Origin of the sequence: Streptomyces niphimycinicus, assembly GCF_018883605.1 — a bacterium.
In the GTDB taxonomy this organism is placed as follows: domain Bacteria; phylum Actinomycetota; class Actinomycetes; order Streptomycetales; family Streptomycetaceae; genus Streptomyces; species Streptomyces niphimycinicus.
On the sequence record NZ_JAHLEM010000269.1, the window covers coordinates 1 to 22,429 of the forward strand.

Below are 22,429 nucleotides of genomic sequence, written 5' to 3' on the forward strand. Positions count from 1 at the left end.
CCATGACCGCCGTCTTCCAGCACGGCTGGGGCGCGGAGCTGCTGGGGATGGAGCCGGCCGGGGCGATCGAATCGTGGATGCCGCTGTTCGTCCTCGTCATCCTCTTCGGGCTGTCGATGGACTACCACGTCTTCGTGGTCTCGCGGATCCGGGAGGCCCATGAACGGGGCCTCGCCACCCGGGACGCGATCCGTGAGGGCATCCGGACGACGGCGGGCTCGGTCACCGGGGCGGCCACCATCATGGTCGCCGTGTTCGCGGTCTTCGCGCTGCTGCGGATGCAGGACATGCAGCAGATGGGCGTCGGGCTCGCGGTCGCGGTGCTGGTGGACGCCACGCTGGTGCGGATGGTGCTGCTGCCCTCGGTGATGGCGCTGCTGGGGGAGCGCAACTGGTATCTGCCGCGCGCCCTGCGGTGGCTGCCGAGCATCGACCACGGCGAGGAGCCGGTGGAGCGGCCGCGGCCGCCGCTGGTGGGGGCGGGCCGCTGAGCGGGGGTCCGCATCCGGGTACGGGTCCGGTACGGGTCCGGGTACGCGTCCGGGTACGCGTCCGCCGTGCCGGACAGGCTTCTGGTCTGTCCGGCACGGCGGGCGTCATGGGTTCACGGATACGGTCAGACGGTGGGCACGTACTTGTACCCCACCCGCCGCACCGTCACGATCGTCCCCCGGTGCTCGGGGCCCATCTTGCGGCGCAGCCGGGCCACATGGACATCGACGGTCCGGCCGTCGCCGACATGGCCGTACCCCCACACCGTGGTCACGAGCTGATCGCGGGAGTGCACCCGGTGCGGATGGGCGACGAGATGGCTCAGCAGCTCGAACTCGAGATAGGTCAGCTCCAGCGGCCGCCCCGCGACCTCGGCGGTCCGGTGGTCGGGGTCGATCCGGATGAGCTCGTCGCCCGTCTCGCCCGTCTCGCTCGTTTCGCCCGTCACCGCCGGTGTGCCCTCCGGGGGCGGCCCCGCCGCCTGGGACCGCTGCCGGTCGGCCGGGACCAGCACCAGATAGCCGACCATCGGCGGATGGCCGGGGAGCGTGGGCAGGGTGTGCGGGGGAGCGGGCAGCCAGGTGGCGCCGGGGTGCAGCAGATCGGCGACCGGCGGCACCTCGTCCGGTGCGACGGCTCGCAGCCGCTGGCGGTTCGCCGGAGCGGACGTTGCCGAAGCGGCGGCGGGAGCGGAGGCGGACGACAGGCTACGGAGGTTCGTCATGAGGTCAGCTCTTTCGCGCGAGAAGGCGTCAATGGACGTCGTGCGCGCGGGCTGGGCGGCCGGGCGGAGAGGTCAGCGGCCGAGCGAGCGGGCCCGCGCATCGGATGCGCGGCAACACTCGCGGTCGAAGTGGTGCGCCTGCCGGGACGGCCAGAACGGCTCGAGGTCGTAACGACCCGTCGCGGTGTCATGGAGGCTGGCCATGGGCCTATTGAAGCAGATACCGGGGTCGGGGCTGAAGGGGAACCGAGCCGGATACGGGGCTGGGGCCGAAGCGGTCGGCGGGCCCGGGGCGCTCGGCCGTGGAGTGGGAAGAGGTGCGACGATGCCCGCGTAAGAGGCCCCACGCGGCAGCGCCACCGGCCGCCGCGTACCCCTGGAGGAGCGCAAGCCCATGCCGCACATCATCGTCGAATACTCCGACACCCTGACCGACGCGTTCGACCGCCCCGGCTTCGGCGCCGCCCTGCATCCGGTGGTCGCCAAGACCGTCGACACGGCGGTGGCGGGCTGCAAGACCCGCTTCCGGCGGATAGAGGAGGCCCATCTCGCGGACGGCGCCGCGGACCTCGCCATGATCCATATCGAGGTGTCCATCCTGTCCGGGCGCGACGCCGGGACCAAGCGGGAGCTGTCCGCCGCCGTGCTGGAGGTGGCCCGTGCCCATGTGGCGCCCGTGCCGGGGCTGACCGTGCAGACCACCGTCGATGTCCGCGATCTCGACCGTGACTGCTACGAGAAGCACGAGGCGGTCCATCCGGCCTGACGCTCCCCCTGCCTCCCGCCGCGCCCCCCGTGCCCCCGTGCCCCCGTGCCCCCGTGTCTCCCGTGCGACGCGTGTCGTACGGCGGCCGATCGCGAACTATACGTCATTCGATGTGAATCAGACATCTACCTATATAGCAACACGAGGCGCACAATGGGGGTGCGGTGTTTTTACCGCACTGCGCGGTCGGACTTGCATGGATCGAAGGAGGCGAGTCGCATGGCCGACGTCTCACGTGCGAAAGGTGATATTACGGGCCACCCCGACGTGTCCGAGATGCGGGAGCGCTACGCGCGCATGATGGACGCTCGGGATGTTGTCTTCCTCGACGGGCCGGTGCTTCTCGCCGGTTTGTACTTCGCCATATCTCCCTGGGTGGTGCACTTCTCGGGCACCAGCCCCAACCTCATGGTCAACAACCTCGTCCTCGGTATCGCGATCGCCCTGCTGGGGATCGGCCTCACCACGGCGCCGAGGAGGATGTACAGCCTGTGCTGGGCCATGTCCGCGATCGGTGTATGGATGATCATCTCCCCCTGGGTGGTTGCCCGGGGTCCCGATATCGGGATGATCGTGAACAATGTCGTCGTGGGTGCCGTCACCTGCCTGTTCGGCCTGATCGCAGCCGGCATGGTGATGCGGAAGGGCAGGGAGACCTGACCGGACGCTGAATCACTGAACGGTCTGCGTATCGGCGAAGGCCGTCCACCGCACGCCTCTCGGGGGTCGTGCGGTGGACGGCTTTCGCGCGTACCGGTGCTTTTCGCGCGTTGCCGGTGTCTGTGCGCGGGCCGTCTCAGCCGATCGGCTCGGGCAGCGGGACCACGTCGTAGGAGCAGTCGATGGTCCGGCCGGTGGCCGGGTCGCCCAGCTCCACCCGCCAGTGCCCGGCGAACTGGTCCACGTCCTCGGCCATCGGGATGGTGCCGGAGATCAGCACGGTGCCGGGCACCAGGTCGCCGCGTTCGCGCAGCACCTCGACCCAGTAGGACGGCGGCAGCAGCTCGGCCAGGGTGCCGCTCTGCACCTCGGTCTCCTCACCGTCGTGAGTGACCCAGGCACGGAGCGTCAGATCGTCCAGGCGGGACTCCACATCGGAGAGCCGCCAGGCGCGGGTGGCCAGCACATCGGGGGCCGCGTTCTTGCTCCAGGCCACGCCGTGCACCTCCAGGGCCCGGTCGGTGTGGTCGCAGGCCGCCGTCAGCAGCAGCTCCCCGTTTGCGGCCACGACCAGCGCCCACTCGGCCTCGCCCGAGGTGCGGGCGTGCTGGACGCTGACCTGGCCGGTCTGCTGGGCGAGGTAGGGGGAGACGGGGTAGAGGGCGGGCGTCACGGAGGGGGCGGGCACGCCCAGCTCGGCGAGCTCGGCGACATGGGCGGCCACATCGTCCTGGCTGCGTCCCGCGTAGCCCGCGTTGAGCACCTGGACGACCTCCACGTGGTGGAGGGAGCCATCGGGGAGTTCGAAGGTGAGCGGGGATCGGGCGGGCTGTGCGGGCTGCGGCTGCGTTGACATGGGTGTTGAGCTCTCCAAGGCGCGGTGGGGCGATCGTGCTCTTCGGCGATCTGCTGTTTCTGCGATTTCGAAGCGGTTAACTTCCCCCGGAGGGGTTGCGCATACGCTTGGTATACAACAAGTATGCCGGAAGGTCGACCCACGCACACCCCCGACCATCTCATCGCACCACCGCGCAAACGCCACGTACCATCACGTAAGCCTCACGCACCATTCGAGGACGGAACATGCAGCCCACCGCATCGAGCGCACCGCCCCGGGCCGACCGGTCCGGGGTCCGCCGCGCCTTCGTCGCCAGCCTCACCGGCACCGCCCTGGAGTGGTACGACTTCGCCGTCTACTCCGCCGCCGCGGCCCTGGTCTTCGGCGACCTCTTCTTCCCCTCCAAGGACCCCTTCACCGGCACCCTGCTGGCGTTCTCCACCTACGCCGTCGGCTATGTGTCCCGGCCGCTCGGCGGCTTTGTCTTCGGCCGGCTCGGCGATGTCATCGGCCGCAAAAAGGTGCTCATCGCGACGCTCGTACTCATCGGCAGCGCCACGCTGCTGATCGGGCTGCTGCCCACCTATGCCACGGTGGGCGTCGCGGCCCCCGCCGCGCTGGTCCTGCTGCGCTTCGCCCAGGGCGTCGGCGTCGGCGGCGAGTGGGGCGGTGCGGTACTGCTGTCCAGCGAGTTCGGCGATCCGCGGCGACGCGGCTTCTACGCCTCCGCCGCGCAGGTCGGCCCTCCGGCGGGCAATCTGCTGGCCAACGGCGTCCTGGCCGCGCTGGGCGCGCTGCTGACGGAGGACCAGTTCCTGAGCTGGGGCTGGCGGGTGGCGTTCCTGCTCTCCGGCGCCCTGGTGGGATTCGGCCTGTGGGTCCGCGCCAAGCTGGAGGAAACCCCGGTCTTCAAGGCGATGGAGGCCGCGCAGGACCGCCCGGAGGCACCGGTGCGCGAGGTGTTCACCACCCAGCCGAGGGCGCTGACCGCCGCGATCCTCTGCCGGGTCGCCCCGGATGTGCTGTACGCGATGTTCACCGTCTTCGTGCTCACCTACGCCACCGAGGAACTCGACATGTCACGCGGCTCGGCACTCACCGCCGTGCTGATCGGCTCCTCGCTACAGATCGTGCTCATCCCGCTGGCCGGGGCGCTCTCGGACCGCGTCAACCGGCGGTGGCTGTACGCGGGCTCCGCCGTCGCCGCCGGTGTCTGGCCGTTTCTGTTCTTCCCGATGGTCGCGGACGGCAGTTGGGTGCTGCTCACCCTCGGGGTCGTCGGCGCGCTGGTGATCCACTCGCTGATGTACGGGCCGCAGGCGGCCTTCGTCGCCGAGCAGTTCTCCCCGCGGCTGCGCTACACCGGCTCCTCGCTCGCCTACACCCTCGCCGGGATCATCGGCGGCGCGGTCGCGCCACTGCTCTTCACCGCGCTGCTGGGGACCTATCACGCCTGGGTGCCGCTGGCCATCTACATCGCGATCACCGCCGCGGTCACGGTGGCGGGTCTCTGGTTGGGCCGGGACCCCTCCGTCGCCGAAGAGGAGGAGCCGGAGCCGCTTCCCGTCGGCCACACCGCCACCTCCTCCTCCGCCACCACCGTGTCCTGACTGTTCCGTCCCCCCTCTCCGCCCTGGCCCCGCGCCCGGCTCCCGACTCCCGGCTCCCGGCTCCGCGGAGCTGTAAAGCGAGCCGTGCCGGGGAAGGGGCGGGATGGGATCACTTACGCGGGACGGGACCGCGTACCCCGGTACCCCGGTACCCCGATACCCCGCCTACACTCCGACCCTCCCGACCAGGAAATGAGGCAGCACCCGCCATGCCCCTCCGCATCGCACTGAGCCAGCTCACCACGGGCCCGGACCCGGCCTCGAACCTCGCCCTGCTGCGCCAGGAGACACAGCGTGCGGCGGAGGCCGGGGCGCGGCTGGTCGTCTTCCCGGAGGCGGCCATGGCCTGCTTCGGCACCCGGCTCGGCCCGATCGCCGAACCGCTGGACGGGCCCTGGGCCACCGAGGTCCGGCAGCTCGCGAAGGACGCCGGGCTGGTGATCGTGGCCGGGATGTTCACCCCGGCGCCCGACGGCCGGGTGACCAACACCCTGCTGGCCACCGGCCCGGGGGTGGAGACCTCCTACGACAAGATCCATCTCTATGACGCCTTCGGCTTCGCCGAGTCCAAGACCGTGGCACCGGGCTCCGAGGTGGTGACCTTCGACCTCGACGGCGTCCGGATCGGCCTGGCCACCTGCTACGACGTACGGTTCCCCGAGCTCTTCCGGGCCCACGCCGACGCGGGCGCGGTGCTCTCCGTGCTGCCCGCCTCCTGGGGCGCGGGTCCCGGCAAGCGCGAGCAGTGGGAGCTGCTGACCCGCGCGCGGGCGCTCGACGCCACCATCTGGCTGGCGGCCGTGGGCCAGGCCGACCCGGCGGCGTCCGGTGTGACCGCCGAGCCCTCCGCCCCCACCGGGATCGGCCACAGCGCCCTGATCGGCCCCGACGGCACCGTACGGGAGCGGCTGGACGCGGGGCCCGGGCTGCTGGTGGGGGACGTGGACACCGACGAGGTCACGGCGGTGCGCCGCACGGTGTCCGTCCTGGCCAACCGCAGGCTGGGGGTGAACCCGTGAGCGGCGCCCACGAGGCCGAAGGGGCCAAACCGGAGCTCGAATTCCATCTGCCCTCCGGGCCCTGGCAGCAGCCGCCGGGCGCGGGCGCGGGGGTCAGCGAACAGATCCTGGCCGTGGACGCGAGCGGCACCCACACCACCGCCCTGGTGCGCTGGGAGCCGGGAACGGACACCTCCCCGTCCGGGGTCGCCCGCCACGACGGCTGGGAGGAGGTCTATCTCCTGGAGGGCAGCATGCGCGATCTGACCCTGGGGAAGACCTTCTCGCGCGGCTTCTACGCCTGTCGCCCCCCGGGGATGCCGCATGGCCCCTGGGTCTCCGAGGAGGGCGTCACCATGCTGGTGATCACGTATCCGGAGGCCCCCGCCGAGCGGTGACGCACCGGTCCGGGCGCCGGGCGGTGGCTCACTCGTCCGGCCGCCGGGCGGTGGCTCACTCGTCCGGCCGCCGGGCCGGGAGTCACCCGGTGAGCAGTACCTTCAGCGTCGACTCCAGATGAGCGCTGATCGCCGTGCCGGCCGCCTCCCTGTCCCCGGAGGCCACCGCGTCCAGGATCGCCCGGTGCTCGCCGAGCACCTCCTCCTGGCGGCCGGTCTGGTTGTACAGGGCCACCACCCCGGCCCGGATCTGACGGCTGCGCAGCCCCTCGTAGTGCCGGCTGAGGAGTTCATTGCCCACCGCGGCGACCATGGTCGCGTGGAAGAGGTGGTCGATGGCGATGAACTCCTTGGCCTGGTCAGGCCCCATCAGCTCGCGCTGCCGGTCCAGCAGCTCCACCAGCTTCGCGACCGGCACCGTGCCCGCCTCGATGGTGTGCTCGGCGGCGTAGCGCTCGACGATCCCGCGCAGCTCCATCAGCTCGGTGATCTCCCTGCCGGAGAGCGGGGCGATATGCGCACCCCGCTTGGGGACGAGCTGGACCAGGTCCTCGGCCGCCAGCAGGAGCAGGGCCTCGCGGATCGGGGTCCGCGAGATGCCGATCCGGTCGGCGATCTCCTGCTCGGTGAGGAATCGGCCCTGCATGTCAGGATCGGTCAGCACGGTTTCCTTGAGGAACGTGTACGCCTTTTCTCGTCCGGACTGCGCTGGCACTGGGCCCCCATGCTGCTTCGCATACAACTTCGCATACAACTTCGCATACAACTCGTATACGAAAATTATCACGGACCGGTGGCCGAGTCGGGGATCCAGGAGCCGTGGATCCCCGCGGGGACACGGTGGGGCAGCTCCACGGTGGCGACGGGGGCGGCAGTGATGTCCCGGGCGTCCAGGACGATCAGTTCGGAGGCGTCCCGGCGGAGGTCGCTGACGAGGGTCAGAAGATAGCCGTCGTCCTCGCCTCCTCCTCCGCCCACTCCGTCGCCCCCATCCGCGGGCACGAACACCGCCTCCCCGGGCATCCGGCCCGGTCCGGTCGGCGCTATCTGCCGGGCCCCGGTGGCCGCGTCCCTCGCCGCCGGGGGCGGCCTCTTCGCCGCCCGTGGCCGTCTCCATGGCGCTGTGGAGGGCCGGTGTCCGCACCCAGCGGTTGCGGTACCACTCCGCTCTTCCGTCGCGCAGCCGCAGCCCATGGACCATGCCGCTGCCCTTGAACCAGTGTGACGGCACCACCCCGGGCGGGGGGTTATGGCCGTTGCGCAGATAGCGGCCGGTCAGCTCGGGAGACAGGGAGCCGTGGACGGTGAGGCCCCAGACGGTCGACTCCACCGCCATCGGGGCGTAGTGACCGCTGACATAGGGCTTGTCGCTCATCGGGTGCCCTCCTCGCCGCCCTGGCGGGCGTCCTGGTCCGTGACCAGGACGACCTTTCCGGTGACGGTGCCGGACTCGGCCAGCCGCATCGCCTCCGCGGCATCGGAGAGCGGTATCCGCGCCGCCACCAGTGCGGTGAACTCACCGCTCGCCAGCAGCGCCAGCACCTGCCCCAGATCGGCGCGGATCCGCGCCTGGTAGGCGGCCGGCCGCCGCCGTCCGGCCCAGAGGTTGTAGAAGTGCGCCCCCCGTCCGTTGGGCAGCAGATTCCACAGGGTCAGCCGGGCGAACAGCTTGAGCACCGGGGTCCGGGACGATCCGGGGATGTCCCGGGTGGCCGCCGTGCCGTAGGAGACCAGCGTGCCGCCGCGGGCGAGCAGCCGGTAGGAGTCGACGATGCCCTCGCCGCCGACGTGGTCGAAGACCGCGTCGACCCCGCCCGGCGCCAGCGCGCGCACCCGGCCGGGCAGATCCGGATCACGGTAGTCGAGCGGGGTGGCGCCGAGGGCGCGCACCGCGTCGTGATGGCGGGGCGAGGCGGTGCCGATGACCTTGACGCCCGCATGGCGGGCGAGCTGGACCAGTGTGGTGCCCACTCCGCCATTGGCCCCGTGCACCAGCACGGTCGCCCCGGGGCGCACCTTGGCCACGCGGTGGAGCATCTGCCAGGCCGTGATCCCGTTGACCACCACCGTCTCGGCCTCGGCCGGGTCCACCCCCTCGGGGACCTCCACCAGATCGCCCGCGGCGACGAGGGCGTGGCTGGCCCAGCCGCCGATCTTCGTGAGCGCCGCGAACCGGCGCCCCCGCAGGGCCGGATCCACCCCGGGGCCGGTCGAGACCACCCTGCCCACCAGGTCATAGCCGGGCACGAAGGGGAACGGCGGCTGGTCGTAGTACTTCCCGCGGCGCATCTGCTGCTCGGCGAAGGAGACCCCCGACGCCTCGACGGCCACCAGCGCCTGCCCGGGACCGGGCTCGGGCAGCGGACGGGTGCGGAGCTGGAGCCCCTCCGGCTCCACCTGGCCCGGCAGAACGACTTCGGTGATCATGGCGGATCTCGCTTTCCTGTGAGGAGTTCTCGTTGTTGTGAGAACTTCTAACCAAACAATGAACCTGTTACTCTCGAAGTGTCAAGTCCGAGATCGACGACCCGTACGAGAGGCCCGCCCATGGCGACACCACGGCGAGAGCGCTACCGCAGACAGACCCGGGAGGAGGCCAAGGCCGTGGCCTTGACCCAGCTCTCCGAGTCGGGCACCGCCGGCATCTCGGTGAACGCGATCGCGAAGGCGATGGGCATGACCGGCCCCGCGCTCTACCGCTATTTCGCGAGCCGGGACGAGCTGCTGACCGAGCTGATCATCGACGCCTACCGCGATCTGGCCGAGGCCCTCGCCCGGGCCGTCGCCGACGCCGTCCCCGCCGACCGCTTCCGCGCACTGGCCCTCGCCCTGCGCGACTGGGCGAAGCGGCAGCCCGACCGCTATCTGCTCATCTACGGCACCCCGGTGCCCGGTTACCACGCGCCGCCGGAGACCACCGAGATCTCGGCCGGTCTGATGCGGACCATCGTCGACGCCTGCGCCACCGTCGGCGGTGGCGGTGCCGGTGCCGGTGGCGGTGCCGGTGGCGGTGCCGGTGCCGGTGGCGGTGCCGGTGCCGGTGGCGGCGTCGCCGAGGGGAGTGGCGCCGCCATGAGTGGCCGGCAGCCCCTCACCGAGCTCGAGGCCGAGCTGGCGCGCCATCTGGAGGGCGCGGGTCCTTGGACGGCCGGGGAGGAGCCCGGTGGCGAGCTGAAGGGCCGTGCGCTGCGCACCTGGACCCGGCTCCACGGCGTGATCAGCCTTGATGTGCAAGGCCAGTTCACGGGCATGGGCTTCGATCCCTCGGTCCTCTTCGAGGCCGAGATCGACGCCCTCGTGCGGGGCGGCTGAGATGCCCGGGTCCGAGCTGCCCGCCCTGCGGGCCGGGCGCACACTGGAAGGACAGCGGAGCGCGCACGGGTGACCGGAGGCCGCGATGGGGCACGGTGAGGCCGCGATGGAGCACGGTGAGTTCGATGTGGTCGTGGAGATCCCGGAGGGGTCCCGCAACAAGTACGAGATGGACCATGACACCGGCCGGATCCGGCTGGACCGGATGCTGTTCACCTCGACGAAGTACCCGGCCGACTACGGCTTCGTCGACCTCACCCTCGGCCGGGACGGCGATCCGCTGGACGCCCTTGTCACCGTCGCCGAGCCGACCTTCCCCGGCTGTGTCATCCTCTGCCGCGCCATCGGCATGTACTGCATGCGCGATGAGCAGGGCCCGGACGAGAAGATCCTCTGCGTCCCGGCCCATGACCCGCGCTATGTCGGCGTCCAGGACATCGAGGACGTTCCCGAATTCGACCGGCGGGAGATCACCCACTTCTTCGAGGTCTACAAGGACCTCGAGCCCGGCAAGTCCGTCGAGGGCTCCCATTGGGAGGGCCGTGACCGGGCCTACGCCGAAATAGCCGCCTCCCGCGCCCGCGCCGCCGAAACCGGCTGGTTCCCGAGCCCCTGACCACCAGGACCGGCCTTCCGGGAGCCCGCCCGCACAGCGCCTGCGCTCACGGCGCCTGCGCTCAGGCCGTCTCCCCGCGCTGCGGCAGGTCTGACCGGTGTCAGGCGCCGTCGAGGATGAAATCGGCTATAGCGGCAGCGACGGCTTCGGGCTGCTCATCGGGGATGAAGTGGCCGGCGTCGGGCACGACGACTCCGGTGACGTCATCGGCCCATGGGCCGATGGAGGACGCCATGTCCGGGATGGAGCCGTGGCTGCTGGAGATTCCGAGTATGGGCACGGTCAGGTGCCCTCGCTTGAGCGCCTCGTGGTTCTTGCGCGCCGACTCGGCGGAGTCCCGGTAATAGGCGAGGGAAGCGCGGAGGCCACCGTCGACGGCGACGGCCGCTGCGTAGTGGTCGAACTCGGCGTCCTCGAACGTGTCGGGAGAGAGGGCCTTCACTTTCAGGAACCAGCCGACGTAGTCCCGTTCGCGGCCGGCAAGCAGCGTCTCGGGCAGGTCGGGCACGAGGTGGAACGCGAAATGCCAGGTCTTCCACGCCCGATCCGGGTCGGTGGGAATCGCCTCGGGGAGGGTGATGCCGGGAATTCCGGCGTCGAGCAGAGCGACTCCGCGCAGTTGGCTTTCGAATTCGAGTGCGAGGGAGAAAGCGACCCAGGCGCCGATGTCGTGGGCGACCAGCCAGTAAGTCGACACTCCGAGAGCCTTCGCGGCGGCGTGGACATGCGCGGCGACCGTGTGCGTGTCGTAGCTGCGCTCCGGACGCTCGGAGTGGCCCTGACCCGGCAGGTCGATCGCGATGACGTGGAACCGGTCGGTGAGGCTGGGCATGACCTTCCGCCATGACCACCAGGTCTGCGGGAATCCGGCGAGCAGGACAATGGCTGGGCCGGTCGGCCGGCCGCCTTCGACGGCATGAAGGCGGACGCCGTCGGCGTCAACCCAGCGGTGAGTGAATCCCGCCAGGTCGTGCAGGGGCAGATCGGGGACAGGGTTACTTTCGCGGACGTGCCGAGCGCTGGTCGCAGGGTCAGTCACGGGGATCCTCCGTCGGTGTGGGTGTCCTGGTTCGGAGCCTCGCCCGGGGTTGGGCCCACGAGCGCAACGCAGATGCCGGGAGCGGGGGACGCCCGGCCATGACCAGGCTTGGACGCTAACACATCTTGAACTGACTGGTTCAAGATAGGATGGTCGGCGCAGCACGGAACATCGACACACCGGCAAGGAAGTGCCACGTGGCAGGCAAGAAGCAATTCGACATGGACACGGCACTTGACGCCGCGATGATCCAGTTCTGGCGCGTCGGCTACGCCGATACCTCAGTGGACGATCTGTCCCGGGCAACCGGCCTGAACCGCAGCTCCATCTACTCCTCGCTGGGCGACAAGGACGCGCTCTACCTGCGCTGCCTGGATCGCTATGCCGCGCGCTACGGCGACAAGTACGACACCGCCCTGTCGTGTGCGGCCTCCGAGCCTCTTGCGGCCGTTCGTGCGTTCTTCGACGTCACCCTCGAGCGCATCGCCGATCCCGAACTGCCGGATGGGTGCCTGGTCGCCCAATCGGCCATGGCCATTCCGGTGCTGAGCCAGAGCGTCGCGGCACGCGCGAAGGAGGCGCTGGGCTTCCAGCGCTCGCGTCTGCGCGCCGCACTGAAGGCAGGCCGATTCACCGACCAGGACGCCGAGACCTTCGCTGAACACGTGGCCGCCGTGAACCAGTCTCTCGCCGTCATGAGCAGAGCCGGGGCCGGCCCGGCGCAGCTCCTGGCCATCGTGGGCGTAACCATCGACGCGCTCTCCCAGGCGTCGCGCACGCGCAAGTAGCGCTGCGGACCGGACCGGACGAGACCTCATCCGGCCTCGGATGACCGGAAAAAGGGCTGGAGCCGCACCCCGTCCGCGTGCTTCGATGCGCCCCATGGTATCCACCGACCGGCTGCTCGCCTTCGCCGTCATGTCCTTTCTGCTGATCGTGATCCCCGGCCCCAGCGTGCTCTTCGTGGTCGGCCGGGCACTGGCCCAGGGCCGCCGCGCGGCGCTGACCACGGTCATCGGCAATACGCTCGGGGCGTATGTGCTGGTCGTGGCCGTGGCGCTGGGCGTCGGCTCCGTGGTGGAGCGCTCGGCCATCGTCTTCACCACGCTGAAGCTGGTGGGCGCCGCGTATCTGATCCACCTGGGCGTCAAGGCCGTGCGGCAGCGCCGCTCCCTGCACGCCGCCTTCACCGGCGACGGCCCCACCCGCGGGGGCCTGCGCACCCTGTGGGAAGGGTTCGCGGTCGGTGTGGCCAACCCCAAGACGATCGTGTTCTTCGCCGCCGTACTGCCCCAGTTCGTCGACCGTGGCCAGGGGCATGTCGCCCTCCAGATGCTGCTGCTCGGCCTGATCTTCAACGCCATCGCGGTGGTCTCCGACAGCGTCTGGGGCCTGGCCGCGGCCACCGCCCGCACCTGGTTCGCCCGCTCCCCGCGACGCCTCGCCCTGGTCGGCGGCGTCGGCGGACTCTCCATGATCGGCCTCGGTGTCACCGTCGCCGCGACCGGCCGCACCGACTAGCTGCCGACCAGCCGCACATGGGCTCATCCGTCGCCCGGCGGCGGATCCCCCGTTTCCCCGGTTTCCCGTTTTCTCCGGTTCCCTCGTTTTCCCCGTTCCGTATGCTCCGGCGCCACGCGTGCGCGGGGGTCCGGGGGACGGGACGCGCGCCGTGCGCGGGGTGGGAGGTGCGCCGGAGGAAGGGGCGAGCGCTGGGCTGTATGGGGCAATTCGGGGTGCTTCTCTGGCGTTTGCGGTATATCGCGCGCCTACTGGTGCTACAGACCGGTGGGTTCCCCATCTGCCGGGGGACGGCGACCCGGGGATGTTCCCGGGTGGATCGCCGTAAGTGCGCACCCCCCCGGCATCCCCTAGCCTCCGATGCACCGCTCCGCGCGCTCGCAGTCGCGCACGGCGAGTAACGGCCCACCAATCCATCCGCTTTGGAGGGTCCGTCATGGCTTCACCCACTGTCACCCTGGTCACGGCGTCACCCAACCCCGCGGTCTCCGGGCAGTCGGTCACGCTCACCGCCACCGTCATACCGCTCGGCACCGGAACCCCCACCGGCACCGTCACCTTCGTGGTCAGCGGCGGCCCCACCCTGACCGGGACGCTGTCGGACGGGATCGCCTCGGTCACCGCGAGCGGTCTGAGCGGTGGCACCCATATCGTCAGCGCCACCTACAACGGCGACGCCAACTTCACCTCGTCCACCGGCACCACGGCCGTCCTGGTGATTCCGGCATCGACGACGACCACGGTGACCTCGGCGCCGGACCCCTCGACGCCGGGGCAGTCGGTGACGTTCACCGCCACGGTCACCCCGGTCGCGCCGGGCGCGGGCGTTCCGGCCGGCATGGTCACCTTCACCATCGGCGGCAGCGGAGGCGGTACGTTCACCCAGCCGCTGTCCGGCGGCATGGCGACACTCAGCCTCAGCACCCTCGGCGTCGGCACCCACGCCGTGGTGGCCGCCTACAGCGGCAGCACGGACTTCCTGCCGTCCACCGGCACCGACACCCACACCGTGAACCCCGGCCCCGCGGCGACGACCACCACGCCGACGTCCTCGGTCAACCCGTCCGTTTTCGGTCAGCCGGTCACGTACACCGCCACGGTCACGCCGGACCCGCCCGCGAGCGGCACCCCGACCGGATCGGTCACCTTCACGATCACCGACCCCGACGGGGTCACATCCACCCAGCCGCTGATGGGCGGCACGGCGACGTTCACCACCAGCGCCCCGGGCACGGGGTCGCACACCGTGACGGCCACCTACAACGGTGACACCAACTTCGCCACGTCGACGTCGGCGCCGCTCACACAGGTGGTGAACTTCGCGAACTCCAAGACCTCGATCAGCTCCAACCCCAACCCGTCCGAGGCGGGCACACCCGTCGACTTCGTCGCCTTCGTGGAAGCCATCCCGCCCGGCGACGGCACCCCGACGGGCCCGGTCACCTTCACCCTCACCAACGGTGTGGACACGATCACCAGCAGCCCCACCCTGGACGCCAATGGATTCGTCTTCCTCGAACGGGCGCTGACGGCAGGCAACTGGGACGTCAGCGCCGTCTACGAGGGGGACGCCAATTTCGGCGCCTCCGGCGTCTCCGAGTACATCCAGGTCGTCACGGAGCCGGACAGCGGCACAGTGACCACCACCATGAGCTGATCCCCACAGCACTGGGCCCCGCCACCGCCGAAAGGGGCAGTGGCGGGGCCCAGCCACGTACATCGGATGTGATGTGCACAAGATCGGCAAGGCGCTGCGGAACAGCCCGGTATACGTCGATCCCGGTGCCGCCGACGCACTGAGCGCCGGACAGTCGCGCCGCCTGGTGGCGCATATCCGCGATGCGGGCGTGCCCGTCTACGTCGCCGTCCTGCCGGACAACCCCGCGTACGAGGGCGAGCGCGTCTTCGGACGGCTGCGGGCCGCCGTCGACCGTCCCCGCCTGTGCCGCGGACGCCGCCCGCATCGACGACGGCCTCGATCCGGACTCCCGCACCGTCCCGGCCGGCGGCGACCGGCGGCGCCCGTACTGGGAGGCCGGTCCGGCCTACGGGCCCTGGGCCGGCGGGTACTTCGACGGATACGGCTCGATGCTGCTGCCCGGACCGCTGATCGGCACACTGCTGGGCGGGTCCCTCGACCCCGGCTACGAGACGGGCTACGACACAGGCGACTTCGGTGGTGGTTTCGGCGACGGCGGTGGTTTCGGCGACGGCGGTGGCTTCGAGGCGACTTCGGTGGCTGACCCCGGCCCGACGTGCCCGCGGCAGGCCCCGGCACGGTCCCGGCACGGCCCCGGCACACGCATATGCGCGGTGCGTACGCGGTGCCCCGACCGTGCGGAACGCGCGCCGCACGAGGCGGATGGTGTGCGCGGGGAAGCCCGTCGAGCGCTGCGCTATCCGGGGTAATTAGGCGGCAACTCTCTGGCGGTGGCGGCGAGTCGCGCGCCTACTGGTGCTACAGACCGGTGGGTTCCACATCTGCCGGGGGACGGCGACGCGGGGATCTTCCCGCGTCGATCGCCGTAAGTGCGCACCCCCTAGCCTCCGATGCGCCGCCGCGCCGTGTTCCCGCATGCGTGGCGAGCAACGGCCCACCACCCCACACCATTTGGAGGGCCACCATGGCTACGCCCACGATCACCCTGGTCACGGTCTCACCCCAACCCGCGACGTTCGGACAGTCGGTCACGCTCACCGCCACCGTGATCCCGCTCGGCACCGGAACTCCCACCGGCACCGTCACCTTCGTCGTCACCGGCGGCCCGACCCTGACCGGGACGCTGTCGGGCGGGACCACCTCGGTCACCGTCCCCAGCCTGAGCGTCGGCGCCCACGCCGTCCTCGCCAACTACAACGGTGACACCAACTTCTCCCCCTCCACCGGGGCCAACGTCATCCTCGTCGTCCAGTCGGCGACCACCACATCGGTGTCCTCGTCGCCGGATCCGTCCACGGTGGGGCAGTCGGTGACGTTCACCGCCACCGTCACCCCGGTCGCACCCGGCGCGGGCGTCCCGACCGGGACGGTCACCTTCATCATCGGCGGCTCCGGCGGCGGCGCTTTCGTCCAGCCCCTGTCGGCGGGCACCGCGACGCTGTCCCTCAACACCCTCGGCGTGGGCACCCACCCCGTCGTCGCCTTCTACAACGGCGACACCAGCTTCCTGCCGTCCTCCGGCACCGACACCCAGACCGTCAACCCCACCGCCTGACCCCTCCGCACAAACGCCGAGCCCCCGCCCCGCCCATCGGGGCGGCGGCGGGGGCTCGGCCGGAGCCGGTACGGATCACACGTCGAAGTACAGCTCGAACTCGTGCGGGTGCGGGCGGAGCTGGAGCGGGGCGATCTCGTTGGTGCGCTTGTAGTCGATCCAGGTCTCGATCAGGTCGGAGGTGAAGACCCCGCCCTGGAGGAGGAACTCGTGGTCGGCCTCGAGGGAGTCGAGGACGGCCGGGAGGGAGGTCGGGACCTGCGGGACGCCCGCGTGCTCCTCGGGGGCGAGCTCGTAGAGGTCCTTGTCGATCGGCTCGGCCGGCTCGATCTTGTTCTTGATGCCGTCCAGACCCGCGAGGAGCAGGGCGGAGAAGGCCAGGTACGGGTTGCCGGAGGAGTCCGGGGCGCGGAACTCGACGCGCTTGGCCTTCGGGTTGGAGCCGGTGATCGGGATACGCATCGCGGCGGAGCGGTTACGCTGCGAGTACACCAGGTTGACCGGCGCCTCGAAGCCCGGGACCAGGCGGTGGTAGGAGTTCACCGTCGGGTTGGTGAAGGCCAGCAGCGACGGGGCGTGCCGGAGGATGCCGCCGATGTAGTAGCGGGCGGTGTCCGACAGGCCCGCGTAGCCCTGCTCGTCGTAGAAGAGCGGGGAGCCGCCCTGCCACAGCGACTGGTGGACGTGCATGCCCGAGCCGTTGTCACCGAAGATCGGCTTCGGCATGAAGGTCGCGGTCTTGCCGTTCTTCCACGCCACGTTCTTGACGATGTACTTGAACAGCATCAGATCGTCGGCCGCGGCCAGCAGCGTGTTGAACTTGTAGTTGATCTCGGCCTGGCCGGCGGTGCCCACCTCGTGGTGCTGGCGCTCGACCTGGAGACCGGCCCTGTCCAGCTCCAGGCTGATCTCGGCGCGCAGGTCGGCGAAGTGGTCGACCGGCGGGGTCGGGAAGTAGCCGCCCTTGTAGCGGACCTTGTAGCCACGGTTGTCCTGAAGCGCGCCGGTGTTCCAGGCGCCCGCCTCGGAGTCGATGTGGTAGAAGGACTCGTTCGCCTTGGTGTCGAAGCGCACGCTGTCGAAGACGTAGAACTCCGCCTCCGGGCCGAAGTACGCGGTGTCCGCGATGCCGGTGGAGGCGAGGTACGCCTCGGCCTTCTTGGCGATGTTCCGCGGGTCGCGGCTGTACTGCTCACCCGTGATCGGGTCATGGATGAAGAAGTTGATGTTGAGGGTCTTGTCCCGGCGGAACGGGTCGACACGCGCCGTGGAGAGGTCCGCGCGCAGGGCCATGTCCGACTCGTGGATGGCCTGGAAGCCGCGGATCGACGAGCCGTCGAAGGCCAGTTCCTCGTTCGGGTCGAACGCCTCCGCCGGTACGGTGAAGTGCTGCATGACGCCGGGAAGGTCGCAGAAGCGGACGTCGACGAACTTGACGTCCTCGTCCGAGATGTACTTCCGAGCGTCGTCGGCGTTCTGGAACATCCAACTCCTCCTAGCCCGGCCGCGGTGGGACGGGGATTTGTCCGGTCGCGCGGTCCATGTGCGGTGGCGCGCTGTCGCCGACCATAGGCAGACGGGATTTCCCGGGCATGACCCATCTGTTTCACCCAGGTTAACCGGCCCGAGGGGGGTTGCGGGGACCTCGTGGCCTCGGGAAAGGCATCGAACGGCCGGCCCGGAACCAGCGGGCGGGGGCCAGGCCCGGGGAACGTATGCGGTCGCAGTAACGTAGACGGGTGGACAAGAGGCAAGCAATCGGATCGTGGCTTTCCGGGCCCCGCGCGGCCGCCGAGGACATGGGCGTCGACTTCGGCTACCGGGGCCAGGGACTCGGGCTCCCCGAGAGCGGACCGGGCGCCATAGCGCCGCTGGGACGCCGCTTCGGGGCGCTCTTCATCGACTGGGCCCTGTGCCTGCTCGTCTCCTACGCCCTGCTGTCCGGCCGCGACGCCCAGGCCGCCGGGAACTGGGCGCTGCTGGTCTTCCTGGTGCTGAGCCTGGTCACGGTGGGCACCGTCGGCGCCACCCCCGGCAAGCTGCTGCTGAAGCTGCGGGTCATCGGCGAGGGCGGGGTGCGGCTGAGCCTGCCGAAGGCCGTGCTGCGCAGTGTGCTGGTGGTGCTGGTCATCCCGGCGGTGGTCTGGGACCGCGACACCCGCGGGCTGCACGACCGGCTCTCCCGCGCCGTGCAGATCAGGGTCTGAGCCCCGGGATCACACCGGATGACGCGCGGCGGGATCACCCGATGACGTGCGGCGGGATCACCCGATGACGCGCGGCGGATTGCGTACAACGGCGTAACGCACGAAACGGCGGCCCGGACTCCATGTCCGGGCCGCCGTCGCGTATCCGTTTCGGTGGTGCGGGGAGGGCTCAGCGCCCCTTCGGCATCCGCATCCCCTTGGGCATCGGGCCCTTCGGAATCGGCATGTTGCTCATCAGATCGCCCAGTGCGCGCAGCCGGTCGTTGACCACCGTGACCTGTGCGCCGGGCAGCACCCGCGGAAGCTTCAGCAGCGTGGTGCGGAGCTTCTTGATCTCGACCTGGCCCTCGCCGGAGCCCACGATCACATCGTGGACCGGGACCTCCGCGACAATGCGCGCCATCTTCTTCTTCTCGGCGGCCAGCATGCCCTTGAGCCGGTTCGGGTTGCCCTCGGCGACCAGTACGACGCCCGCCTTGCCCACCGCGCGGTGGATGACGTCCTGGCTCCGGTTCATCGCCACCGCGGGGGTCACCGACCAGCCGCGGCCCACGTTCTCCAGCACCGCCGCCGCCGCGCCCGGCTGGCCCTCCATCTGTCCGAAGGCGGCCCGCTCGGCACGGCGGCCGAAAATGATCGCCATCGCGAGGAACGCCAGGACGAAGCCCAGGATGCCGGTGAAGATCGGGTGACCGATCAGGAAGCCGATCGCGAGAAGGACACCGAAGGTGACAATCCCCACGCCGGCGACGACAAGAGTGACCTTGGGGTCGACCCGTTTGGTCATCTTGTAGGTCAGGGCGATCTGCTTCAGCCGCCCGGGGTTCTCGGATGTTTCCTTCCTCGCCATACAGCGAAGTTTACGTGGCCTGGGAGGCACTGGTGGACACGGCCTCCAGCACGTGTTCGGCCTCGTCCCGGTCCTTGGCCCGACGGCGGTCCTCGAGCACGGCCGTCCAGGCGTTGCGGCGGGCGGTGCGCTGCCCGCCCCGCAGCAGCAGACCCTCCAGGACGAGGAGCGCGTCGGTGACGGACGGGCGTACGGGCGCAGCCGGCATGGATACCCCTCGGAAGCGGCGGATGATCGCTACGCACAACGTATAAGCAGTGCGTGGCTCAATCGTTACCCAATGGTGTTACCAGTGCGTGACTGGCCGGTCAAACACCGATGAAGCCCTGCTGCGGCCCGTATCCCGCCCTTGACCTGCGGCGTTTTCGGAGCCCTCGGATATGTGTGTGCTCGCAATCACACAGCGTGTTGCTCACACGGCCGATCGGAGCACAGTATGTGACGGAGTGTGAACTCAGACCGCCGGGGAGGCCGCGGCGACATTGCGCCGCTCGATGGCCTGCTGATACAGCCGGCCGGCCCGGTAGGAGGAGCGGACCAGCGGGCCGGACATGACGCCCGCGTAGCCGATCTCCTCGGCCTCCTCCTTGAGCTCCACGAACTCCTGCGGCTTGGCCCAGCGATCCACCGGATGGTGCCGGGCGGACGGCCGCAGGTACTGGGTGATGGTGATCAGCTCACAGCCCGCGTCATGGAGGTCCTGGAGCGCCTGGCTGATCTCCTCGCGCTCCTCGCCCATGCCCAGGATCAGGTTGGACTTGGTGACCAGACCCGCCTCGCGCGCCTTGGTGATCACCTCGAGCGAGCGCTCGTAGCGGAAGCCGGGACGGATGCGCTTGAAGATCCGCGGCACCGTCTCGACGTTGTGCGCGAGCACCTCGGGGCGGGACGAGAAGACCTCGGCGAGCTGCTCGGGGACCGCGTTGAAGTCCGGGATCAGCAGCTCCACACCGGTGTCCGGCATCAGGGAGTGGATCTGGCGGACGGTCTCCGCGTACAGCCAGGCGCCGCCGTCCTCCAGGTCGTCCCGGGCGACACCGGTGATGGTCGCGTACTTCAGCTCCATCGTGCGTACGGATTCGGCCACCCGGCGCGGCTCGTCGCGGTCCAGAGGCTCCGGCTTGCCGGTGTCGATCAGGCAGAAGTCACAGCGCCGGGTGCACTGCTCCCCACCGACGAGGAACGTCGCCTCGCGGTCCTCCCAGCACTCGAAGATGTTCGGACAGCCCGCCTCCTGGCACACCGTATGCAGGCCCTCGCGCTTCACCAGGCTGTGCAGTTCGGTGTACTCGGGGCCCATTTTCGCCCGGGTCTTGATCCACTCGGGCTTGCGCTCGATGGGGGTCTGGCTGTTCCGGACCTCCAGGCGCAGCATCTTGCGTCCGTCGGGTGCGATTGCGGACACGTCCGGCACTCCTCTTTGCTTGACTCTGCTTGGCGGCTCGGCGTGGCGAGTTTGCCGGCGGGCTTTCGAATCGTCGGCGGTCACCAGAGTACGCCCGTGGTTCGTACGCATTTACGTCCAGGGCAACCGATGGCGGTGAGGGCGCATTCCCGGCAGGGCCGGGCTGCTGGGGCCCGACCGGTGGGCCGGATCGATGGGCTCGATCGATGGGCCCGACCGGTGGGCCCGGCCCGGGAGGGTCAGACCGCCCGGGGCAGCGGGACGGCGGACTCCAGGACCTCCCGCAGATGCCGCTCGACGACCGGCAGCACCTCGGCGATCGGCACATCCCGGCCCAGCTCCTCCGAGAGCGAGGTCACACCCGCGTCCCGGATCCCGCACGGCACGATCCGGTCGAACCAGGTGTTGTCCGGATTGCAGTTGAGCGAGAAGCCGTGCATCGTCACGCCCTTGGCGATCCGCACCCCGATCGCGGCCAGCTTGCGGTCCTCACGGCGCTGCCCGGCGTTGGACGGGGCGTACTCCGGCCCGTTCAGCCGTGCGTCGAACTCCTCGTCCGCCACCCGCGGGTCGAAGTCCAGCTTCAGCCCGCCGAGCGCGGGGCGCTGGTCCACCGGGTCGCCCAGCACCCACACCCCGCTGCGGCCCTCCACCCGGGTGGTCTCCACGCCGAACTCCGCGCAGGTGCGCAGCAGCGCCTCCTCCAGGCGGCGGACATGCGCGACGACGTCCACCGGGCGCGGCAGCTTGAGGATCGGATAGCCGACGAGCTGACCCGGGCCATGCCAGGTGATCTTGCCGCCGCGGTCCACGTCCACCACGGGGGTGCCGTCCAGGGGGCGCTCGCTGTCGGCCGTGCGCCGCCCCGCCGTGTAGACCGGGGGGTGCTCCAGCAGCAGGCAGGTGTCGGGGATCTCGTCCGCGAAGCGGGCGGCGTGCACCCGGCGCTGCTCCTGCCACGCCTCCTCGTAGTCCACGGCGTCCGCGCCGAAGCCCAGGTGGACGTAGCGCAGTGCCGGTGAACCGGGGACCGACCCCGGCGAAGCAGTGGTCACGGCGGTCACGGCAAGCTCCTTCTCGGCCCACGTGCGATTGGGGGCGGAGCCTCGCGGCGGCGCCCCCGCCACTGTACGACCGTGACCCCTTACGTCCTCACCCGGCCCGTTCTCACACGATCGGATGAATGCCGCCCGACGGCCGCGATCAGCCCTCGAGCGGCAGTTACATTCGCGCCGTTCCACAGAGCGATCAGGGAGACCGGCAAGCTGATGACGGAACGACCCCCACAGCGCATTCCCAATCGTCAGCTCGCCGCGCTCATCGCCGAGGCTGGCTTCTCCAACGCTGGGCTGGCCCGGCGGGTGGACCAGCTCGGGCTGGAGCACGGTCTGGACTTGCGGTACGACAAGACATCGGTGACGCGGTGGCTGCGCGGACAGCAGCCACGCGGCACCACCCCGGCGCTGATCGCCGAGGTGTTCACCCGGCGGTTGGGGCGCCGGCTGACCGCCCAGGACCTCGGCCTGGACGCCTGTGCGCCCGTCTACGCGGGGCTGGAGTTCGCCGCCACCCCGCAGGAGGCGGTGGACATCGTCAGCGGGCTGTGGCGGAAGGACTCCGGCAGCCATGCGGAGCTGCGGAAGATCGCCTTCACCCCGGCGGGGCTGGTCGTCCCCAGCCGCGACTGGCTGATCGGGCGGCCCGACGACCGGGTGGCGCGCGGTGAGCCACCGGCGGGCGGCGCCCCGGCGGGGGCGGGCGTGGGAGCGGGGACGGGG

27 protein-coding genes and 1 pseudogene are annotated in these 22,429 nt (G+C 70.4%); 15 read left to right on the forward strand and 13 right to left on the reverse strand.

Translation table 11 applies throughout. The features are described from left to right. Positions 1-491, forward strand: a 491-nt coding sequence (locus tag KN815_RS23760; RefSeq protein WP_216343965.1) for an MMPL family transporter, incomplete at its 5' end; no start/stop codon positions are given. Between the two features lie 125 nt (positions 492-616). Here KN815_RS23760 and KN815_RS23765 read toward each other — a convergent pair. Further along, on the reverse strand, positions 617-1,216 hold the full coding sequence (locus tag KN815_RS23765; RefSeq protein WP_216343966.1) for a winged helix-turn-helix domain-containing protein: 600 nt from the start codon (positions 1,214-1,216) through the stop codon (positions 617-619). Positions 1,217-1,288: 72 nt separating this feature from the next. Further along, positions 1,289-1,420: a hypothetical protein gene (locus KN815_RS51590; RefSeq protein ID WP_272933700.1), complete on the reverse strand. Its 132-nt coding sequence runs from the start codon at positions 1,418-1,420 to the stop codon at positions 1,289-1,291. Between the two features lie 190 nt (positions 1,421-1,610). Here KN815_RS51590 and KN815_RS23770 point away from each other — a divergent pair, with 190 nt between their 5' ends. Further along, positions 1,611-1,982 (forward strand): 5-carboxymethyl-2-hydroxymuconate Delta-isomerase, encoded by a 372-nt coding sequence (locus KN815_RS23770; protein WP_216343967.1) that lies wholly within the window; start codon positions 1,611-1,613, stop codon positions 1,980-1,982. 219 nt (positions 1,983-2,201) lie between these two features. Then, the gene (locus tag KN815_RS23775) at positions 2,202-2,642 is read left to right on the forward strand and encodes an SPW repeat protein (protein ID WP_216343968.1); all 441 of its coding nucleotides are present in this window, start codon (positions 2,202-2,204) and stop codon (positions 2,640-2,642) included. A 136-nt stretch (positions 2,643-2,778) separates the two neighbouring features. Here KN815_RS23775 and KN815_RS23780 read toward each other — a convergent pair whose 3' ends face one another. Continuing rightward, the gene (locus tag KN815_RS23780; RefSeq protein WP_216343969.1) at positions 2,779-3,498 is read right to left on the reverse strand and encodes a DUF2848 domain-containing protein; all 720 of its coding nucleotides are present in this window, start codon (positions 3,496-3,498) and stop codon (positions 2,779-2,781) included. 227 nt (positions 3,499-3,725) lie between these two features. Here KN815_RS23780 and KN815_RS23785 point away from each other — a divergent pair, with 227 nt between their 5' ends. The 3 genes from KN815_RS23785 to KN815_RS23795 all read left to right on the forward strand — a co-directional run bounded on the left by KN815_RS23785 (position 3,726) and on the right by KN815_RS23795 (position 6,486). Further along, positions 3,726-5,090: an MFS transporter gene (locus KN815_RS23785; protein ID WP_216343970.1), complete on the forward strand. Its 1,365-nt coding sequence runs from the start codon at positions 3,726-3,728 to the stop codon at positions 5,088-5,090. A 209-nt stretch (positions 5,091-5,299) separates the two neighbouring features. Beyond that, the gene (locus KN815_RS23790) at positions 5,300-6,109 is read left to right on the forward strand and encodes a carbon-nitrogen hydrolase family protein (RefSeq protein ID WP_216343971.1); all 810 of its coding nucleotides are present in this window, start codon (positions 5,300-5,302) and stop codon (positions 6,107-6,109) included. Continuing rightward, positions 6,106-6,486, forward strand: a complete 381-nt coding sequence (locus KN815_RS23795; RefSeq protein WP_216343972.1) for a cupin domain-containing protein — start codon at positions 6,106-6,108, stop codon at positions 6,484-6,486. Before KN815_RS23790 ends, KN815_RS23795 begins: the two co-directional genes overlap by 4 nt. Before the next feature lie 82 nt (positions 6,487-6,568). Here KN815_RS23795 and KN815_RS23800 read toward each other — a convergent pair whose 3' ends face one another. The 4 genes and pseudogenes from KN815_RS23800 to KN815_RS23810 all read right to left on the reverse strand — a co-directional run bounded on the left by KN815_RS23800 (position 6,569) and on the right by KN815_RS23810 (position 8,913). Continuing rightward, entirely contained in the window at positions 6,569-7,201 is a 633-nt protein-coding gene (locus KN815_RS23800) for a GntR family transcriptional regulator (RefSeq protein ID WP_216343973.1), read from the reverse strand. Positions 7,202-7,269: 68 nt separating this feature from the next. Then, positions 7,270-7,680, reverse strand: a complete 411-nt coding sequence (locus KN815_RS51890) for a carotenoid oxygenase family protein (RefSeq protein ID WP_308403672.1) — start codon at positions 7,678-7,680, stop codon at positions 7,270-7,272. Beyond that, positions 7,607-7,861: pseudogene (locus KN815_RS50665) on the reverse strand (carotenoid oxygenase family protein); the annotation flags it as partial. The pseudogene KN815_RS50665 and the gene KN815_RS51890, both read right to left, overlap by 74 nt. Next, on the reverse strand, positions 7,858-8,913 hold the full coding sequence (locus KN815_RS23810; protein ID WP_216343974.1) for a medium chain dehydrogenase/reductase family protein: 1,056 nt from the start codon (positions 8,911-8,913) through the stop codon (positions 7,858-7,860). The pseudogene KN815_RS50665 and the gene KN815_RS23810, both read right to left, overlap by 4 nt. Before the next feature lie 177 nt (positions 8,914-9,090). Between KN815_RS23810 and KN815_RS23815 the strand changes: the two genes are divergently transcribed. Both KN815_RS23815 and KN815_RS23820 read left to right on the forward strand, forming a co-directional pair. Further along, complete coding sequence (locus KN815_RS23815) at positions 9,091-9,798, forward strand: TetR/AcrR family transcriptional regulator (protein ID WP_253209199.1); 708 nt, start codon at positions 9,091-9,093, stop codon at positions 9,796-9,798. Between the two features lie 85 nt (positions 9,799-9,883). After that, a complete protein-coding gene (locus KN815_RS23820; protein ID WP_301184625.1) occupies positions 9,884-10,414 on the forward strand; it encodes an inorganic diphosphatase in 531 nt (176 codons plus the stop codon). Positions 10,415-10,514: 100 nt separating this feature from the next. Here the strand turns inward: KN815_RS23820 and KN815_RS23825 are convergent, their stop codons facing one another. Beyond that, positions 10,515-11,453 carry an alpha/beta fold hydrolase gene (locus KN815_RS23825; protein WP_216343976.1) on the reverse strand — a complete coding sequence of 313 codons (939 nt, stop codon included), beginning with the start codon at positions 11,451-11,453 and terminating at the stop codon, positions 10,515-10,517. A gap of 197 nt (positions 11,454-11,650) precedes the next feature. Here KN815_RS23825 and KN815_RS23830 point away from each other — a divergent pair, with 197 nt between their 5' ends. The 5 genes from KN815_RS23830 (at position 11,651) to KN815_RS23850 (ending at position 16,189) form a co-directional block, all read left to right on the forward strand. Then, positions 11,651-12,241 carry a TetR/AcrR family transcriptional regulator gene (locus KN815_RS23830; protein ID WP_216343977.1) on the forward strand — a complete coding sequence of 197 codons (591 nt, stop codon included), beginning with the start codon at positions 11,651-11,653 and terminating at the stop codon, positions 12,239-12,241. Positions 12,242-12,335: 94 nt separating this feature from the next. Further along, positions 12,336-12,974, forward strand: a complete 639-nt coding sequence (locus KN815_RS23835; RefSeq protein WP_216343978.1) for a LysE family translocator — start codon at positions 12,336-12,338, stop codon at positions 12,972-12,974. 436 nt (positions 12,975-13,410) lie between these two features. Beyond that, on the forward strand, positions 13,411-14,631 hold the full coding sequence (locus KN815_RS23840) for an Ig-like domain-containing protein (RefSeq protein ID WP_216343979.1): 1,221 nt from the start codon (positions 13,411-13,413) through the stop codon (positions 14,629-14,631). A gap of 182 nt (positions 14,632-14,813) precedes the next feature. Further along, positions 14,814-15,383, forward strand: a complete 570-nt coding sequence (locus tag KN815_RS52275) for a hypothetical protein (RefSeq protein WP_372458450.1) — start codon at positions 14,814-14,816, stop codon at positions 15,381-15,383. Positions 15,384-15,598: 215 nt separating this feature from the next. Next, complete coding sequence (locus tag KN815_RS23850; RefSeq protein ID WP_216343980.1) at positions 15,599-16,189, forward strand: Ig-like domain-containing protein; 591 nt, start codon at positions 15,599-15,601, stop codon at positions 16,187-16,189. 75 nt (positions 16,190-16,264) lie between these two features. On the opposite strand, the gene glnA is transcribed toward KN815_RS23850, so the two are convergent. Then, the gene (gene glnA, locus KN815_RS23855) at positions 16,265-17,674 is read right to left on the reverse strand and encodes a type I glutamate--ammonia ligase (RefSeq protein ID WP_216343981.1); all 1,410 of its coding nucleotides are present in this window, start codon (positions 17,672-17,674) and stop codon (positions 16,265-16,267) included. 254 nt (positions 17,675-17,928) lie between these two features. Here glnA and KN815_RS23860 point away from each other — a divergent pair, with 254 nt between their 5' ends. Beyond that, positions 17,929-18,396: an RDD family protein gene (locus tag KN815_RS23860; protein ID WP_078641008.1), complete on the forward strand. Its 468-nt coding sequence runs from the start codon at positions 17,929-17,931 to the stop codon at positions 18,394-18,396. Positions 18,397-18,565: 169 nt separating this feature from the next. On the opposite strand, the gene KN815_RS23865 is transcribed toward KN815_RS23860, so the two are convergent. The 4 genes from KN815_RS23865 to lipB all read right to left on the reverse strand — a co-directional run bounded on the left by KN815_RS23865 (position 18,566) and on the right by lipB (position 21,715). Then, positions 18,566-19,246, reverse strand: a complete 681-nt coding sequence (locus KN815_RS23865; protein WP_216343982.1) for a DUF4191 domain-containing protein — start codon at positions 19,244-19,246, stop codon at positions 18,566-18,568. A 10-nt stretch (positions 19,247-19,256) separates the two neighbouring features. Beyond that, the gene (locus KN815_RS23870; protein WP_216343983.1) at positions 19,257-19,454 is read right to left on the reverse strand and encodes an SCO2195 family GlnR-regulated protein; all 198 of its coding nucleotides are present in this window, start codon (positions 19,452-19,454) and stop codon (positions 19,257-19,259) included. Positions 19,455-19,700: 246 nt separating this feature from the next. After that, positions 19,701-20,651, reverse strand: a complete 951-nt coding sequence (gene lipA / locus KN815_RS23875; RefSeq protein WP_216343984.1) for a lipoyl synthase — start codon at positions 20,649-20,651, stop codon at positions 19,701-19,703. Positions 20,652-20,890: 239 nt separating this feature from the next. Continuing rightward, positions 20,891-21,715: a lipoyl(octanoyl) transferase LipB gene (gene lipB, locus KN815_RS23880; RefSeq protein ID WP_216343985.1), complete on the reverse strand. Its 825-nt coding sequence runs from the start codon at positions 21,713-21,715 to the stop codon at positions 20,891-20,893. Positions 21,716-21,919: 204 nt separating this feature from the next. Between lipB and KN815_RS23885 the strand changes: the two genes are divergently transcribed. Further along, a partial coding sequence (locus KN815_RS23885; RefSeq protein ID WP_507229908.1) for an NsdA family TPR-like regulatory protein occupies positions 21,920-22,429 on the forward strand: 510 nt, incomplete at its 3' end.